Source organism: Sphingobium boeckii (assembly GCF_014199215.1).
In the GTDB taxonomy this organism is placed as follows: Bacteria; Pseudomonadota; Alphaproteobacteria; order Sphingomonadales; family Sphingomonadaceae; genus Sphingobium_A; species Sphingobium_A boeckii.
Genome location: NZ_JACIJC010000001.1, coordinates 622,931 through 637,031 on the forward strand (window position 1 = coordinate 622,931; position 14,101 = coordinate 637,031).

Genomic DNA, 14,101 nt, shown 5'->3' on the forward strand with positions numbered 1-14,101 from the left:
CCTGAAGGGGAGAGGGAGATATATGGATACCAGTAAACTCTTCAGCCTCGAAGGCCGCGTCGCGCTCGTCACGGGGGGATCGCGCAATATCGGCAAATGGATCGCGCAAGGATTCATAGCCCAGGGCGCGAAGGTCTATATCTCGTCGCGCAAGGCCGATGTGTGCTTCGCCACCGCGCACGAATTGGGGCCGAACTGCATTGCCTTGCCGCAGGACGTGTCCACCGTGGGCGGTTGCCGGGATCTGGCGGCGGCCTTTTCCGAGCTGGAGCCGAAGCTCGATATCCTCGTCAACAATGCGGGGGCGGCCTGGGGCGAGGCGTTCGAGACCTTCCCCGAAAGCGGGTGGGACAAGGTGATGGATTTGAACGTCAAATCACCCTTCTTCCTGACCCAGGCGCTGCACGGCGTGCTGAAAGCCGCGGCCAGCGCAGAGCGGCCGGGCAAGGTGATCAATATCACCTCGATCGATGGCCAGCGGCTCAATCCATGGGAAACCTACAGCTATCAGGCCTCAAAATCCGCGCTGATCTTCCTCACCAAGCGGATGGCCGCGCGGCTGATCACCGATCATATCAACGTCACCTCGATCGCGCCGGGTGCTTTCCCATCGGACATGAACAAGGCTGCGCGCGATCATGGCGATGGCGTGGCGAAGCGCATCCCGGCAGGTCGCATCGGCCGGGAGGAGGATATGGCCGCCGCCGCAATCTATCTCGCCTCGCGCGCAGGGGATTATGTCGTGGGGGAGACGCTCACGGTGGATGGCGGGATGGTGAACGCCAATATCGGGGGCGAGAGCATCGATCCTTGAGGACGATATCGGAAGCCAGCCCCTAAAAACCGTTTGTCCCGAGCGCAGTCGAGGGACGTGGGAATTGTCACCACATCCCTCGACTGCGCTCGGGACAAACGGCGAGGGGGAGAGGTCTGCGGGTGACGCGCCTATTCCCCCCTTACGATCAAGATATTCATCCGGGCCGCCGCGATCGGCTTGCTGCGGTCATCCTGCCAGGCGATCGCTTCCACGTTCGCGATGCGCGTGCCGACGCGGGTGACGATGCCCACCGCGCGGGTTTCCTTGTCCCGCCCGCCGCGCATGAAATCCACGGTGATGTTGATCGGCTTCAGCCGCGGCTTGGCTTGGCCTTCGAACTCTGCATAAAGCGCGCTGACTGCGGCCATTTCCAGCATCCCGGCAATCGCGCCGCCATGCACGAAGCCCGGCCGGCCCAGCACATCGTCGGAAAAGGGCATCAGCAGAACGGGCGCATTATTCTCCCACCCATCGGGGGAGAGGCCCAGCACATCGGCATAAGGCGGCAGCGCGATCATGAAAGCGGCCCGGTGAACATATAAGTGCCCGCCACATGCGCCACCGGATCGTCCGGATCGCCATCATGCGCATGGCCGCGCACGAAGGCGATGTTGCGCGTGATGCGATAGCATTGCCCGCGCCCGATCACGGTCTTGCCCGGCATGGCGGGGCGGAGATAATCGACGCGCAGGTCAAGCGTCGCCTGTTCGATGAACACCCCGCTCTTCGTCCAGATCGAGAGGCTGGTGGCGAGGTCCATCAGCGTGATGATCGGCCCGGAAGCCAAGATGCCCGTATCGGGGTCCGCGCTCAATTTCGCATCATAGGGCAAGGCGACTTCCACCCAATCCTCGCCCGAACCGTGGAACTGGATGCCCAATTTTCCGCCATGGCCATAATGGCGCACGGCTTGGTAGAAACGGGCGGGATCGAACGTCATGCGGCTGGCCGTAGCTGGAGACTGATTAGACGGCAATCGCACCACATGCGGGGGTGACATTGCCTGCGGCCTGTGTAGGATGACGTTTACGGAAAGGGCAAGCGCATTCAGACTTGCCCGCCGCATCGGAGAGCCAGCTTGAGCCATCCCAGCCACCACGCCCGCACTATGCCGGATAAACCCGCGATCATCATGGGCGGCACGGGGGAGACGATCAGCTATCGCACGCTCGACGCGCGCTCCAATCAGGGCGCGCATCTGTTCCGCAGCATCGGTCTGGAACGCGGCGATACGGTCGCCTTGCTGATGGACAATCACCCGCGCTATTTCGAACTGGTCTGGGCGGCGCAGCGCTCGGGACTCTTCTACGTCTGCATCTCCTGCCGCCTGACGCTGCCGGAAACCGACTATATCGTGCGGGATAGCGGCGCGAAGGCGCTGGTGGTGTCAGAAGGCGTGGGCGCGATTGCGGAGGGTTTGCCCGCGCTGTTTCCCGATCTGCCCTTGTTCATGATCGGCGTGACCACGCCCGGCACTCGCGACTGGATCGCCGAAGCCGCCGCCCAGCCCGAAACCCCGATTGCGGACGAGACCGCGGGGACGGACATGCTCTATTCCTCCGGCACCACGGGGCGGCCCAAGGGCGTTCGAGTCGCTTTGCCCGAGGATCGCAGCATCGATGCCACAAATGTGCTGGTCCAGATCGCGCAGGGCGTGTTCGGCTTTACGCGGGACGATCGCTATCTCTCGCCCGCCCCGCTCTATCATGCCGCCCCGCTGCGCTGGTGCCTCACGGTGCAGCGGCTGGGCGGCACGGTCGTGGTGATGGAGCATTTCGATCCCGAATCGGCGCTGCGCCTGATCGAGACATACCGGATCGAGACCAGCCAATGGGTACCGACGCATTTCATCCGGATGCTCAAACTGCCGCAAGAAACGCGTGCACGCTATGACGTCTCGTCGCTCCGTTCCGCCATCCATGCCGCCGCGCCATGCCCGGTGCCGATCAAACAGGCGATGATCGATTGGTGGGGGCCGGTGCTGGAGGAATATTATGCCGGGTCCGAAGGCAATGGCATGACGATGATCCGGTCCGCCGATTGGCTGGCGCATCCCGGATCGGTCGGCCGCGCCGTGCTGGGCACGCTCCATATCTGCGATGATGAGGGCGCTGAACTGCCGCCGCGCGCAGAGGGCATGGTCTATTTCGAAGGCGGCGTGCCGTTCGAATATCACAATGATCCCGCCAGGACGGCCGAGGCGAAGAATGCGCAGGGCTGGACGACGCTGGGCGATGTCGGCTGGGTGGATGAAGAGGGTTATCTGTATCTCACCGATCGCAAGAGCTTCATGATCATCTCCGGCGGCGTGAACGTCTATCCGCAGGAGATCGAGAACCATCTGATCACGCATCCCAAGGTGGCGGACGTTGCGGTGATCGGCGCGCCCTGCCCGGATATGGGGGAACGGGTGGTGGCGATCGTGCAGCCGATGGACATGAAGGACGCGGGCGATGCGCTGGCGCAAGACCTGACCGCCTGGTGCCGACAGAGCCTTTCGGGCGTCAAGATCCCCCGGCAGATCGATTTCCTGGCGGAATTGCCGCGCGCGCCCACCGGAAAATTATACAAAAGGCTGCTGCGCGACCAATATGCGCGCGACGCCGAAGGCAGGAAATGCCCATGAACGATCGCGTGACCCTCTCCTTCGATGCCGGCGTGGCCGATGTTCGGTTGAACCGCGCGGACAAGATGAATGCGCTCGATCCCGCGATGTTCGCAGGAATTGCGGACGCCATCGCCCAATTGACCGCAATGCCCGGTTTGCGCGCCGTGGTGTTGTCCGGCGCGGGCCGCGCCTTTTCCGCCGGTCTGGATATGGCCAGCATGGCGGCGGGCGGCGCGAGCGCGGGCGTGGATCTGATGACGCGCACCCACGGACTCGCCAATGATTTCCAGCATGTCGCCTGGGGCTGGCGCACGCTGCCCGTGCCCGTGATCGCCGCGGTGCACGGTCTGGCCTTTGGCGGCGGCTTCCAGATCATGTCCGGCGCGGACATCCGCATCGCCCACCCCGCCACGCGCCTGTCGATCATGGAGATGAAATGGGGGCTGGTGCCCGATATGGGCGGCATCGCTTTGTGGCGCACTCTGGTGCGCGACGATGTGCTGCGCGAACTGACTTATACCAACAGGGAATTTACCGGGGCGGAGGCACTGTCGCTGGGCTTCGTGACCCGGCTGGCCGACGATCCCCATGCCGAAGCGCTGGCCCTGGCGAGGGAGATCGCCAGCAAGAACCCGCACGCGATCCGCGGCGCGAAGCGGCTGTATAATGACGCAGCGGATCAGGATGCGGCAGCCGCGCTGCTGGCCGAAAGCGCTGAGCAGAAAGCGGTGATCCGCACACCCAACCAGATCGAGGCGGTGATGGCGAATATGGAGAAAAGGACACCGGGGTTCTTGGATTGAGGGCGGGTGTCAAAGAGCGCCAGGCGTGTGCACATCCACATCCAGGATCTAAGGCCACCTACCACGGTAAGGACTATCGCTGATGGAATTGCGGGGCGAAAAAGGCCAATAGCTAGCGCAAACCCTTTCGTAGAATGATCGGTTGAACAATTGGCGGAATGGCACAGCCCATCCTGTTGAGATTTTGGTCTATCGGCCATCGATTCCGAATTGCACGCTCGTCCAGTAGGTGGACCAAGCGCCCTGTAAAGTATCGCGCGCGCTTCGCCCGAGATCAATCCCCACTTAGTTTGATATTCCACTGGAAAAATATAGCCAGACCATCTTTCGCCGGAGCACATGACCTCATCCCCAAACAGCGATAACCACAATTCAAAATCGAGACCTTCTGTGCCGGAAATCGACAGGCTACTTCCACCGGGGCAATTCATCCCACTCATGTTCCAGGCTGAAGCGTTCAGCTAATCCCAAAAATAAATTTCAAGTGCGCTCTATCGGTGGCTCATTCCAGCTATGTTGCCTTTCACACCGATCCATATGTCCAGCACAATCTGAAGCCTTCTGTCTGGAAGCAGCGATGCCAAACCGCTCTACCGATGTCGGCGAATGGTCGAAACAACACATCATCACAAGCCGTTCCGGATGCGCTCCAGCGCGATACCGGCCAGATTGTGCGATCGGCGGATATGCTTGATCCGGATGCGGGCGAACGGGGCCGCCAGGATCCTGAAAGCATCATGATGCGCTTGAAGTTCCGGGCTGCGGCATTTCCACACACCCTTGGCCTGGTTCACGATCAGCGCTGAATCGCCGACGAGTTCGATATCGTCCGCGGCCAGGTTTCGCGCGATTTCGAGGGCGTGGAGCAAAGCCAGCCATTCGGCGTCATTATTGGTGCCGTGGCCCGCCGCAGGGTCGTGATAGGTGATGCCGCGCGCGACGACGGCGGTTTCCAGCGGCCCCGGATTGGGGCGGCAACCGCCGTCGAAGAAGAGCTTCAGGCCGGAATTGCGGGTCAGTTCTCGCTATCCAGCTTTCCGAATTTTGCCTCGAAGCTCTTGATATCGCCCTTGGCGAGATAGCCGGCCTGTTCGATCCAGTGATCGCGCGTGATGCGTCCCTTGAAGGTGCCGAGCTGTGCATCGACACGCTCGATATCGGCGGGCTTCCAGGCAGCGATCTGCGCGAAGCTGCTGACGCCGAGGCCGTTGAGCAGCGTCACTAATTTGGGACCGACGCCCTTCAATTGAAGCAGGCTGTCTGGCTTGGCGGGTGCCTTGACCGCGGGCTTGGGTGCCGCCTTGGCTTTCGCGGGCACGGCGGCCTTCGGCGCTGCCGCGGGTTTGGCCGGCGCAGCCTTGGCAGGCACGGCTTTGGCCGGAACCTTCGCCGCGGGCGTTTTGGTGACGGCGAGCTTCTTCGCAGGCACTGCCTTTGGTGCAGCCGCGGGCGCTTTGCTCACCACGGGCTTGGGTGCCGCCGCTTTGGCGACCGTCGTTTTTTTGTCGGGTGCGGGTGCTTTGGCGGCAGGTGATTGCTTGACGGGCGTCTTTACGGGCGCCGTCTTTGCAGGCGCTTTGACGGGCGCGGCCTTGGCTTTGGGCGCCGGCTCGATCGGCGGCGTTGCCTTCACGGGGGCCGGTTTGACGACCGGCTTTTTCGCGACCGGCTTGGGCGTTGCAGCCTTTTTGGTGGACGCCGGCGCGGCTACGGTTTTCGACACCGTCGCGGGCGGCGCGCTCACGAAAGCGGCGGGCGCGGGTGTAACAGGAACCGGATCGGCCTTTGCGGGCGCTGGCGGAATGCTGACGACAGGTGCGGGTTCGGCAAGCGCCTTGGCGGCAGGCGCGGCCTCGGGCTTCGTCGGAGTCTTGGCGACATCCTGCGGCGATGTGGACCGTCCCCAGACCCACCAGATGAATGCCACCCCGATGACAATCGCGATTACAATCCAGATCCAGTTTTCCATACCGCTTCCCCTGTATGTCAGGCGCCCACAAAGCGGCGCGGCGGGAAGCCTATCGAATCGGCATGGGGTGTCCAGTCCGAATTGATTTCAGGCGGTTTCCTGGCGTCCCACGGCGGTCACATTTTTTCGCGGGCAATTTCGCGCCAGCCAATATCGCGGCGGCAGAAGCCGGTGGGGAAATCGAGCGTATCGACCGCACGATAGGCCGCGGCCTGCGCTTCGGTGACGCTGGTGCCGCTGGCCGTGACGTTCAGCACGCGGCCACCGTTTGCAACAAGCGCGCCGTCGTTCAGTGCGGTGCCGGCGTGGAAGATCCGCGCGCCGGTGGCTTCGGCTTGCGCTACGCCGCCGATCGCGCCGCCTTTTTGCGGCACCGCTGGATAACCGTTCGCGGCCATCACCACGGTCAGCGCATAGCCCGGCCGGAGCTTTGCCGCGGCGCGCCCGGCGAGTTTGCCCTCAGCCGTCGCGCGCAGCAGTTCGAGCAGATCATCCTCAAGCCGCATCATCAGCACCTGGCATTCGGGATCGCCGAAGCGGGCATTATATTCGATCAGCTTCGGCCCTTGATCGGTCAGCATCAGCCCGGCAAAGAGCACGCCCGAATAGGGAATGCCTTCCGCCGCCAAGGTTGCGACCGTGGGGCGGATGATCTGGTCCATCACCTCGGCTTCGAGCGCGGCAGTCAGCACGGGGGCGGGGCTGTAGGCACCCATCCCGCCGGTGTTCGGCCCGACATCGCCTTCGCCGACGCGCTTGTGATCCTGCGCCGAACCGAAGGGAATGACGTTCACGCCATCGGACAGCGCGAAGAAGCTCGCTTCCTCGCCGGTCATGAATTCCTCGATCACCACTTCAGCGCCTGCCGCGCCGAAGCCGCCGCCGAACATGTCGGCGATGGCCTCTTCGGCTTCTGCGCGGGTTTCGGCGATGATCACGCCCTTGCCCGCCGCCAGGCCATCGGCCTTGATCACCACGGGCAGCCCGAAGCCGGGCAGCGCGGCGAGCGCATCGGCGGCGCTGGCGGTGCGGACATAGCCTGCCGTGGGGATATTGGCGCGTGCGCACAGATCCTTGGTGAAGCCCTTGGAGCCTTCGAGTTGAGCCGGAGCCTTGTCCGGACCGAACACGGCAATCCCGCGCGCGCGCAGACTGTCGCCCAGTCCGTCCACCAATGGTGCCTCGGGGCCGATCACCACCAGCGCGATCTCCTTGTCCGCGCAGAAAGCCGCGACCGCATCGTGATCCGTCACGTCCAGCGCCACCAGTTCGGCATGGTCTGCAATTCCCGGATTGCCGGGCGCTGCGAACAGGCTATCTAGCAGCGGCGATTGCGCCAGCTTCCAGGCAAGCGCATGTTCGCGGCCACCCGAGCCAAGCAGCAGGACATTCATGAACGACTTCCCCGATCCCGATTTCGATCCGCGGCTGTTAGCCGAGGACGTGCCGGGGGACAACGCGCCCGCACTCTCCGTCTCCGAATTATCCGGCGCGCTGAAGCGGATGGTGGAGGGCAATTTCTCCCATGTCCGTCTGCGTGGAGAGATTTCGGGCTATAAGCGCGCCGCTTCGGGTCACGCCTATCTGGCGCTGAAGGATGACAAGGCGGTGATCGATGCGATCATCTGGAAGGGGCAGGCGTCGCAAATCCCCTTCGTGCCCGAAGACGGGATCGAGGTGATCGCCACCGGGCGGCTGACCACTTATCCCGGCCGCTCCAAATATCAGATCGTGATCGAACGGCTGGAGCTGGCAGGCGCGGGCGCGCTGATGATGCTGCTCGAAAAGCTGAAGGCGAAGCTGGGCGCAGAAGGATTGTTCGATCCCGCACGCAAAATGCCCTTGCCTTATCTGCCGCAGGTGATCGGCGTGGTGACATCGCCCACGGGCGCGGTGATCCGCGATATCCTGCATCGGCTGGCCGATCGCTGCCCGACGCGGGTGATCGTGTGGCCCGTGATCGTGCAGGGGCAGGGGTCTGACGCGCAGATCGCGGCGGCAGTCAACGGGTTCAGCGCGATGGCGGCTGGCGGTCCGGTGCCGCGTCCCGATCTCGTCATCGTCGCGCGGGGCGGCGGGTCGATCGAGGATCTCTGGTCGTTCAACGAAGAGGTGGTGGTGCGCGCCGTCGCCGATTGCACGATCCCGGTCATTTCTGCAGTCGGGCATGAGACGGATACCACGCTCTGCGATTATGCCGCCGATGTCCGTGCGCCGACGCCGACCGCAGCGGCAGAGATCGCGGTGCCGGTCCGTGCGGACCTGATCGCGCATCTGGGCGAGCAGGGGCTGCGGATGGCGCGGTGCGCGCATCGCTATCGGGAGCGGGGCGCTGAACAGTTGAAGGCGCTCGCGCGGCATCTGCCAAAGCCCGCGCAATTGCTCGATCCGCAGCGCCAGCGCACCGACGATCTGGGCGAACGGCTCCGCCGCGGCCTGGGTCACAGGCTGTCCGAAGCGCGCGGCGAATTGGCAGGCGCGAGTGGCGCCTTGCGGCCGGGCTTACTGTCAAACCGGCTGGTGCGGGATCGCGAGCGGGTGGAGCGTCTGTGGCGCGTCGCGGCCTCGCTCAATCCCAGCAATGTGCTCAAGCGCGGCTATGCGATGGTCGAAAAGCGCGGCGGCGGCGTGATCACCAGCGCGGCGCAAGCACGCGCCGCAATCGCCCTGACGCTCCGTTTCGAAGATGGTGCGGTGGACGCGCGCCTTGAGCGCAGCAGCGGCAAGCCCTATACTGACGTCAAAGGCGATCAACCGACGCTGCTTTGAAGAAGATTGAAACCATGTTGATGTCGCACGCGGGCCGTCCCGCCAAACTCCATTATATGGCCAATGGCTTCCGGATGCTCTCGTCCGGCGATCATGTGGTGTGCGTGGTGTCTGGTGAACGGATACCCCTCGAGCAGTTGCGTTACTGGAGCGTGGAAAAGCAGGAGCCCTATGCGAGCGCGGAGATTTCGACGCGCGCCGCACTCGGCGCATGAGATCTGCCATCATCGTGGCGCTGGGCGGCGTGGCGCTGGCAAGTTGCGTTCCGCCCGAAACGCCGCCGCCCGTGATCGCGCCGACCCCGCCGCCCACGATCCTGCGCGATGTCGGCCCGCCCAAGCGGCTGCATTTCACCTTTGAGGGCGGGCTCACCCGCGGCGGCGTGGTCATCGGATCGGCACCGAGCGATACCGCGCGGCTGACGCTGGACGGCCGTCCGGTGGAGATCGCGGCGGACGGGCGTTTCGTGATCGCATTCGGCCGCGATGGCGCGCCGACCGCGCGTGTGGTCGCTACGCTCGAAGACGGTCGCGCCGTCACCGAAACGCTGACGATCACGCCGCGCACCTGGATTCTCGAAAATCTCCGCTCGCTGCCCAAGACGCCGCTGCCCAGCGCCGCCTTCGAGACATTGCGCGAACCCGAACTCGCCGCGATGTCCGCCACGCGCAGCATGAAAACGACCAGTGACGGCTGGCGTCAGCGTTTCCAATGGCCAGTCACGGGCCGCATTTCCGGATGGTTCGGATCGCAGCGCATCTATCGCGGCGAAAAGGGCAATTTCCACAATGGCGTGGATGTGGCCGTGCCCACCGGCACCCCGCTTGCCGCTCCGGCGGATGGCGTCATCCTGCTCGCGACGGACCGCCCCTATACGATTGAGGGCAATATGGTGATGATCGCGCATGGCATGGGGCTGGTCAGCACCTTCCTCCACCTCTCCCGCATCCAGGTGAAGACCGGCGATGCAGTCCGCCGCGGCCAAATCCTCGGCGCGACGGGAGCCACAGGCCGCGCCACCGGCCCGCACATGCACTGGGGGATGCGCTGGAATGACGAGCGCATCGATCCGGAACTGCTGGCGGGGCCGATGGCGGGGCGTTAGTTTACCCGCATCGCGCGGATGGCCTTGCCATTGGCAATCTTCATGAAATAGCCGCCAAGCGCGCCTGCCTTGATTGTGACCGCCTGGCCCGCCCGCGGGGGAAAAGGCATGGCCTCCGTGGTTTGCCAGGTGGCGCCCTCGGGGGTGCGGATGGCCCATTTATCGTGGCCCGCACCCTGCACCTGAGTGATGGTTGTTTCGATCTGCGAAAATTCGGGTTCGTCATCGCCATCCTTGCCGCTGAAAAACGGCAGTTTGGGCAGGCTGAAGCCAAATAGCGACCGCTTGGTATTCTTGATGTCTTCGCGGTCGAGCACGACGAGATCTTTGGATTCCGTAGCGTCCGATATCTTGGCGCTGGTCTGGTCGAAACAAATCAGCCTTTGCCCGGCGTCTGAAATCGTGCGGCAGGAAACCAGATCGGAAAGCAATTGCGGAGGCTTCGACTGATCCTTGGCCGCGACCGGAATGCCATGCAAAAGAAGAGTGATAGTCATTATCAATAATGGCCGCGGGGTGAGTGTCACTTCAAACAATCCTCTTCAGCGATTCGTGTGCCCCGGACGCTAATGCAAGTGACTGAAAAACGGGAACTGCTTTTACTGCAGGAATGGGTAGCTCGGAAATCACTGTGGCAGATTTACTACAGGATGGCTGAAATAAAGTGTCTGTATGTTGCAGCGCATTGCGTAGGCGCAACATGAAACTCTAAGCAATGCAACATGACGGGCCGAGCCCGCTACGTGAAAACCGCTTTCACGAAAATTCAACCGGGCCATGCGCCGGTTTACAAGGGGACGAATAATGAGAAATCAATTCAAACTTAGGTTGCTGGCATCCAGTCTCCTAATCGGAGCCGCCTCGCTTGCAGCGCCCGCTTTCGCGCAGGTTGCTGACGATCAGGCACCCGAAGACGCAGGCCAGGAAATCGTCGTCACCGGCAGCCTGATCAGCAATCCCAACCTCGTCGCTTCGAGCCCTGTCTCGGTGATCGGTTCGGACGAAATCAACCTTCGTCAGAGCAATAACGCGGAAGAAATTCTGCGCGATCTGCCGGGCGCAGTGCCCAGCATCGGCTCGGCTGTGAACAACGGCAATAACGGTGCATCTTTTGCCGATCTTCGCGGCCTAGGCAACTTCCGCAACGTCGTTCTGCTTGATGGCAGCCGCATCGCCCCTTCGAGCACGGTTGGCCGCGTCGATCTCAACAACATTCCGCTCTCGTTGATCGAGCGCGTCGATACGCTGACGGGCGGTGCTGCCACTACTTACGGCGCGGATGCTGTTTCGGGCGTGATCAACTTCATCACCCGACAGGACTTTTCCGGTATTGAGGCTGCAGTCTCTAACCAGATCACCGAAGAGGGTGATGGTGCCTATTTTCGCGCTGATCTCACAATCGGTGCCAATTTTGACGATGGCCGCGGTAACGCGGTGCTGTCCGTCGGCTATCAGCAGTCTGATCCTGTGTATCAGGGCGCACGCAAAATTTCGCAGAATAACTACACGTCGACATCGGGCGCTCGCGGCGGCTCAGGTACCACGGTCCCGGGTCGCTTCACCTTGCCGGGCGCGTATAATTCAATCGTACCTGAAACAGGGGCGCTGCGTCCCTATGTTGGCGCGCGCGACGGCTTCAACTTCAATCCGTACAACGTCTTTCAGACGCCATTTGAGCGGTTCAATATCTATGGCGCTGGCCGCTATGAAGTGTCTGACAATATAGAAGTCTATGCGCGTGGGATGTTCTCCAAAAACTCGGTAAACACGATCATTGCGCCTTCAGGCGTCTTTGGTCAGTTGTTGACCATTCCAGTGAGCAATCCATATCTGCCTGTGGCTGCACGCAATCAGTTCTGCGCCAATAACGATTTCGATTTCAATACGCCGGGCATCCAGACGCTCACGCAAGCGCAGTGTGACTTGGCTGCGACAGCTACTAGCGCAACTGACCCAAATTTCCGGGCTTTTACCACTACAGTAGGTCGTCGCACGACCGAAGTTGGGCCGCGTCTCTCCGAGTTTGTGACGCAGCATTTCGATTATCGCGCGGGTGCGAAGATTGGCGTTACAGATTCAATTTCACTTGATCTTTCGGGTGCCTATGGTGAATCGGAAAATCGTCAGACGCAATCTAACTATGTGCTGATCTCACGCCTTCGCACCGCGGTTTACACCACTAGCACGACCACCTGTAATCTGGGTGCTTCACCGACGGTTCCCAATCCCAACCCTGCGCTTCCGCCTCTTGCTAACTCGGGCGCAGGAACCAATGCGGGCACAGGCTGCGTCCCCGTCAACATCTTTGGGGCCGATGGCTCTATTCTGCCAAATCAGGTGCCTTATCTGACGGCAGCGGCTGGTACGTCTCAGGAAACCACGCTTGCACAGGCTCGTGCTTTGCTGAGCGGTGATTTCGGTTTCACCATTCCGTCGGCGAGCGAGCCGATCGGCTTCGCCCTTGGTGCCGAATATCGCAAATATACGGCGCGCCAGACGGCCGACAGCCTTTCGCAAACCGCTGGTGAACTCGGCGGTGCAGGTGGTGCGGTGCCTAATTTCTCGGGCGGCTATGACGTGCGTGAATTCTATGGCGAAGTCATCGCACCGATCATTTCCGATAAGCCGTTTTTCCAGAGCCTCACGCTCGAAGCCGGCATCCGCTATTCGGATTACAAGGTTAAGGCGGCCGGAAGCCCAAGTTACAACACGACCACCTACAAGGCTGGTGGCAGTTGGGAACCGGTTGATGGTTTCAAGGTTCGCGGTAACTATCAGCGTGCAGTTCGCGCACCCAACATTGCGGAGTTGTTCTCGCCATCCAACACCGGCTTGACCAACTTGGCGGTTGACCCATGCCGCGGCACAAATGCAGCAACCATTGTGGGGAACGCAGCATACAACCCGAATTTGGTCGCTGTGTGTCTTGCTCAAGGTGCTCCTGCATCGACCATCGGCGCGATAACCAATCCGACCGCAGCTCAGGCTAACGCCACCACTGCCGGCGGTACCTACCTGCGTCCCGAAACTTCGGACAGCTACACCATTGGCGTAGTGTTTCAGCCTGACTTCGTGCCAGGGCTGTCTGTCACAGTCGATTATTACAACATCAAGATCAAGAAGGCGATCTCGCAACCGACGCCTGGTGATCTGGTAACCGGCTGTTTTGGAGACAATGCCGGAACCTTGGCTAACGTAAATAATCCAATTTGTGCACTTTTCGGGCGTAATCCTGTAACCGGTGGTCTTGATGGGGATCCAGCATCTACTGTGGGTTTGATTTTCCCATCATCGAATGCCGGTCGGATCTTGACCGACGGTATCGATCTGGGCGTCAACTATCGTCGCGACCTCGGCTTCGCCAAGCTGAGCCTGAGCTTCAACGGTAACTGGACACATCGTTCGGAATTCCAGTCGCTAGTCTCCGGAGCGCTTATCCCGCCGGGCTATCCCGGTGCTGGCGGTCCGCTGCCCGTCACCGATCCGCGTGAATGCACCGGCCTCTATAGCCCGAACTGCGGTTCGCCTGGTTCGGCAGGTCCGTCGTCCGCGGCAGGGTCGCTCCAGCCGGAGTTCACTTGGAACCAGCGCACCACGCTGACCTTCGGTGACATTGATGTGTCGCTACTGTGGCGTCATCTGAGCAGCATGAAGGCTGAGGATGGTGTCGTGGCCTTCGCTGGCACAATTGGCGCAGGCGTATTGGCAGGTAAGGAAGTCGATTTTGGAAGGATCAAAGCCTATGATTACTTTGATCTGGCAACTCGAGCAGGTATCTCGGAAAATCTGGACCTTACGTTCACGGTGACCAATCTGTTCAACAAGGCACCCCCTATCGTCGGTGGCACAATTGGTTCGACCTCGTTCAACAGCGGCAACACCTATCCGTCGACATACGACGCGCTGGGCCGTCGCTTCGCAGTGGGTGCACGTCTCAAGTTCTGAGGCTGGTCATTCGCAAAAATTCGGGGGCGAGCCGCAAGGCTCGCCCCCTTTTTTTCAGGATAAAATCGGCGAGACATGCGCCCGG

The 14,101-nt window shown here is 61.7% G+C and carries 13 protein-coding genes; 7 read left to right on the plus strand and 6 right to left on the minus strand.

Translation table 11 applies throughout. From position 1 onward, the window contains the following. Positions 1 to 22 precede the first annotated feature (22 nt). Positions 23 to 814, plus strand: coding sequence for an SDR family oxidoreductase (locus FHS49_RS03200; RefSeq protein WP_184015134.1), 792 nt, complete (start codon positions 23 to 25; stop codon positions 812 to 814). Positions 815 to 945: 131 nt separating this feature from the next. Here FHS49_RS03200 and FHS49_RS03205 read toward each other — a convergent pair whose 3' ends face one another. Further along, on the minus strand, positions 946 to 1,335 hold the full coding sequence (locus FHS49_RS03205) for a PaaI family thioesterase (protein ID WP_184015136.1): 390 nt from the start codon (positions 1,333 to 1,335) through the stop codon (positions 946 to 948). Then, positions 1,332 to 1,757 (minus strand): PaaI family thioesterase, encoded by a 426-nt coding sequence (locus FHS49_RS03210; protein ID WP_184015138.1) that lies wholly within the window; start codon positions 1,755 to 1,757, stop codon positions 1,332 to 1,334. Before FHS49_RS03210 ends, FHS49_RS03205 begins: the two co-directional genes overlap by 4 nt. A 138-nt stretch (positions 1,758 to 1,895) precedes the next feature. On the opposite strand from FHS49_RS03210, the gene FHS49_RS03215 reads away from it, so the two are divergent. Both FHS49_RS03215 and FHS49_RS03220 read left to right on the plus strand, forming a co-directional pair. After that, positions 1,896 to 3,443 (plus strand): acyl-CoA synthetase, encoded by a 1,548-nt coding sequence (locus FHS49_RS03215; RefSeq protein ID WP_281397022.1) that lies wholly within the window; start codon positions 1,896 to 1,898, stop codon positions 3,441 to 3,443. Beyond that, positions 3,440 to 4,228, plus strand: coding sequence for a crotonase/enoyl-CoA hydratase family protein (locus FHS49_RS03220; protein ID WP_184015142.1), 789 nt, complete (start codon positions 3,440 to 3,442; stop codon positions 4,226 to 4,228). The genes FHS49_RS03215 and FHS49_RS03220 overlap by 4 nt, the downstream gene beginning before the upstream one ends. A gap of 626 nt (positions 4,229 to 4,854) precedes the next feature. Here the strand turns inward: FHS49_RS03220 and FHS49_RS03225 are convergent. The 3 genes from FHS49_RS03225 to purD form a co-directional block, all read right to left on the minus strand. Next, positions 4,855 to 5,247: a ribonuclease HI family protein gene (locus FHS49_RS03225; RefSeq protein ID WP_343052897.1), complete on the minus strand. Its 393-nt coding sequence runs from the start codon at positions 5,245 to 5,247 to the stop codon at positions 4,855 to 4,857. Further along, complete coding sequence (locus tag FHS49_RS19960) at positions 5,244 to 6,197, minus strand: hypothetical protein (RefSeq protein ID WP_184015144.1); 954 nt, start codon at positions 6,195 to 6,197, stop codon at positions 5,244 to 5,246. The genes FHS49_RS03225 and FHS49_RS19960 overlap by 4 nt, the downstream gene beginning before the upstream one ends. A gap of 116 nt (positions 6,198 to 6,313) precedes the next feature. Next, positions 6,314 to 7,591, minus strand: a complete 1,278-nt coding sequence (purD, locus tag FHS49_RS03235) for a phosphoribosylamine--glycine ligase (protein WP_184015146.1) — start codon at positions 7,589 to 7,591, stop codon at positions 6,314 to 6,316. Between purD and xseA the strand changes: the two genes are divergently transcribed. From xseA to FHS49_RS03250, 3 genes are read left to right on the plus strand one after another with little or no spacing between them, the layout of a single operon-like run. Continuing rightward, complete coding sequence (gene xseA / locus FHS49_RS03240; RefSeq protein WP_184015148.1) at positions 7,590 to 8,966, plus strand: exodeoxyribonuclease VII large subunit; 1,377 nt, start codon at positions 7,590 to 7,592, stop codon at positions 8,964 to 8,966. The two genes, purD and xseA, sit on opposite strands and share 2 nt — an antisense overlap. A gap of 14 nt (positions 8,967 to 8,980) precedes the next feature. Further along, positions 8,981 to 9,181: a DUF2093 domain-containing protein gene (locus FHS49_RS03245; RefSeq protein WP_184015150.1), complete on the plus strand. Its 201-nt coding sequence runs from the start codon at positions 8,981 to 8,983 to the stop codon at positions 9,179 to 9,181. Continuing rightward, positions 9,178 to 10,071 carry a M23 family metallopeptidase gene (locus FHS49_RS03250; RefSeq protein WP_184015152.1) on the plus strand — a complete coding sequence of 298 codons (894 nt, stop codon included), beginning with the start codon at positions 9,178 to 9,180 and terminating at the stop codon, positions 10,069 to 10,071. Before FHS49_RS03245 ends, FHS49_RS03250 begins: the two co-directional genes overlap by 4 nt. On the opposite strand, the gene FHS49_RS03255 is transcribed toward FHS49_RS03250, so the two are convergent. Beyond that, positions 10,068 to 10,568: a hypothetical protein gene (locus FHS49_RS03255; protein ID WP_184015154.1), complete on the minus strand. Its 501-nt coding sequence runs from the start codon at positions 10,566 to 10,568 to the stop codon at positions 10,068 to 10,070. The two genes, FHS49_RS03250 and FHS49_RS03255, sit on opposite strands and share 4 nt — an antisense overlap. Positions 10,569 to 10,875: 307 nt before the next feature. Here FHS49_RS03255 and FHS49_RS03260 point away from each other — a divergent pair, with 307 nt between their 5' ends. Further along, entirely contained in the window at positions 10,876 to 14,016 is a 3,141-nt protein-coding gene (locus FHS49_RS03260) for a TonB-dependent receptor domain-containing protein (RefSeq protein WP_246350242.1), read from the plus strand. Positions 14,017 to 14,101 lie beyond the last annotated feature (85 nt).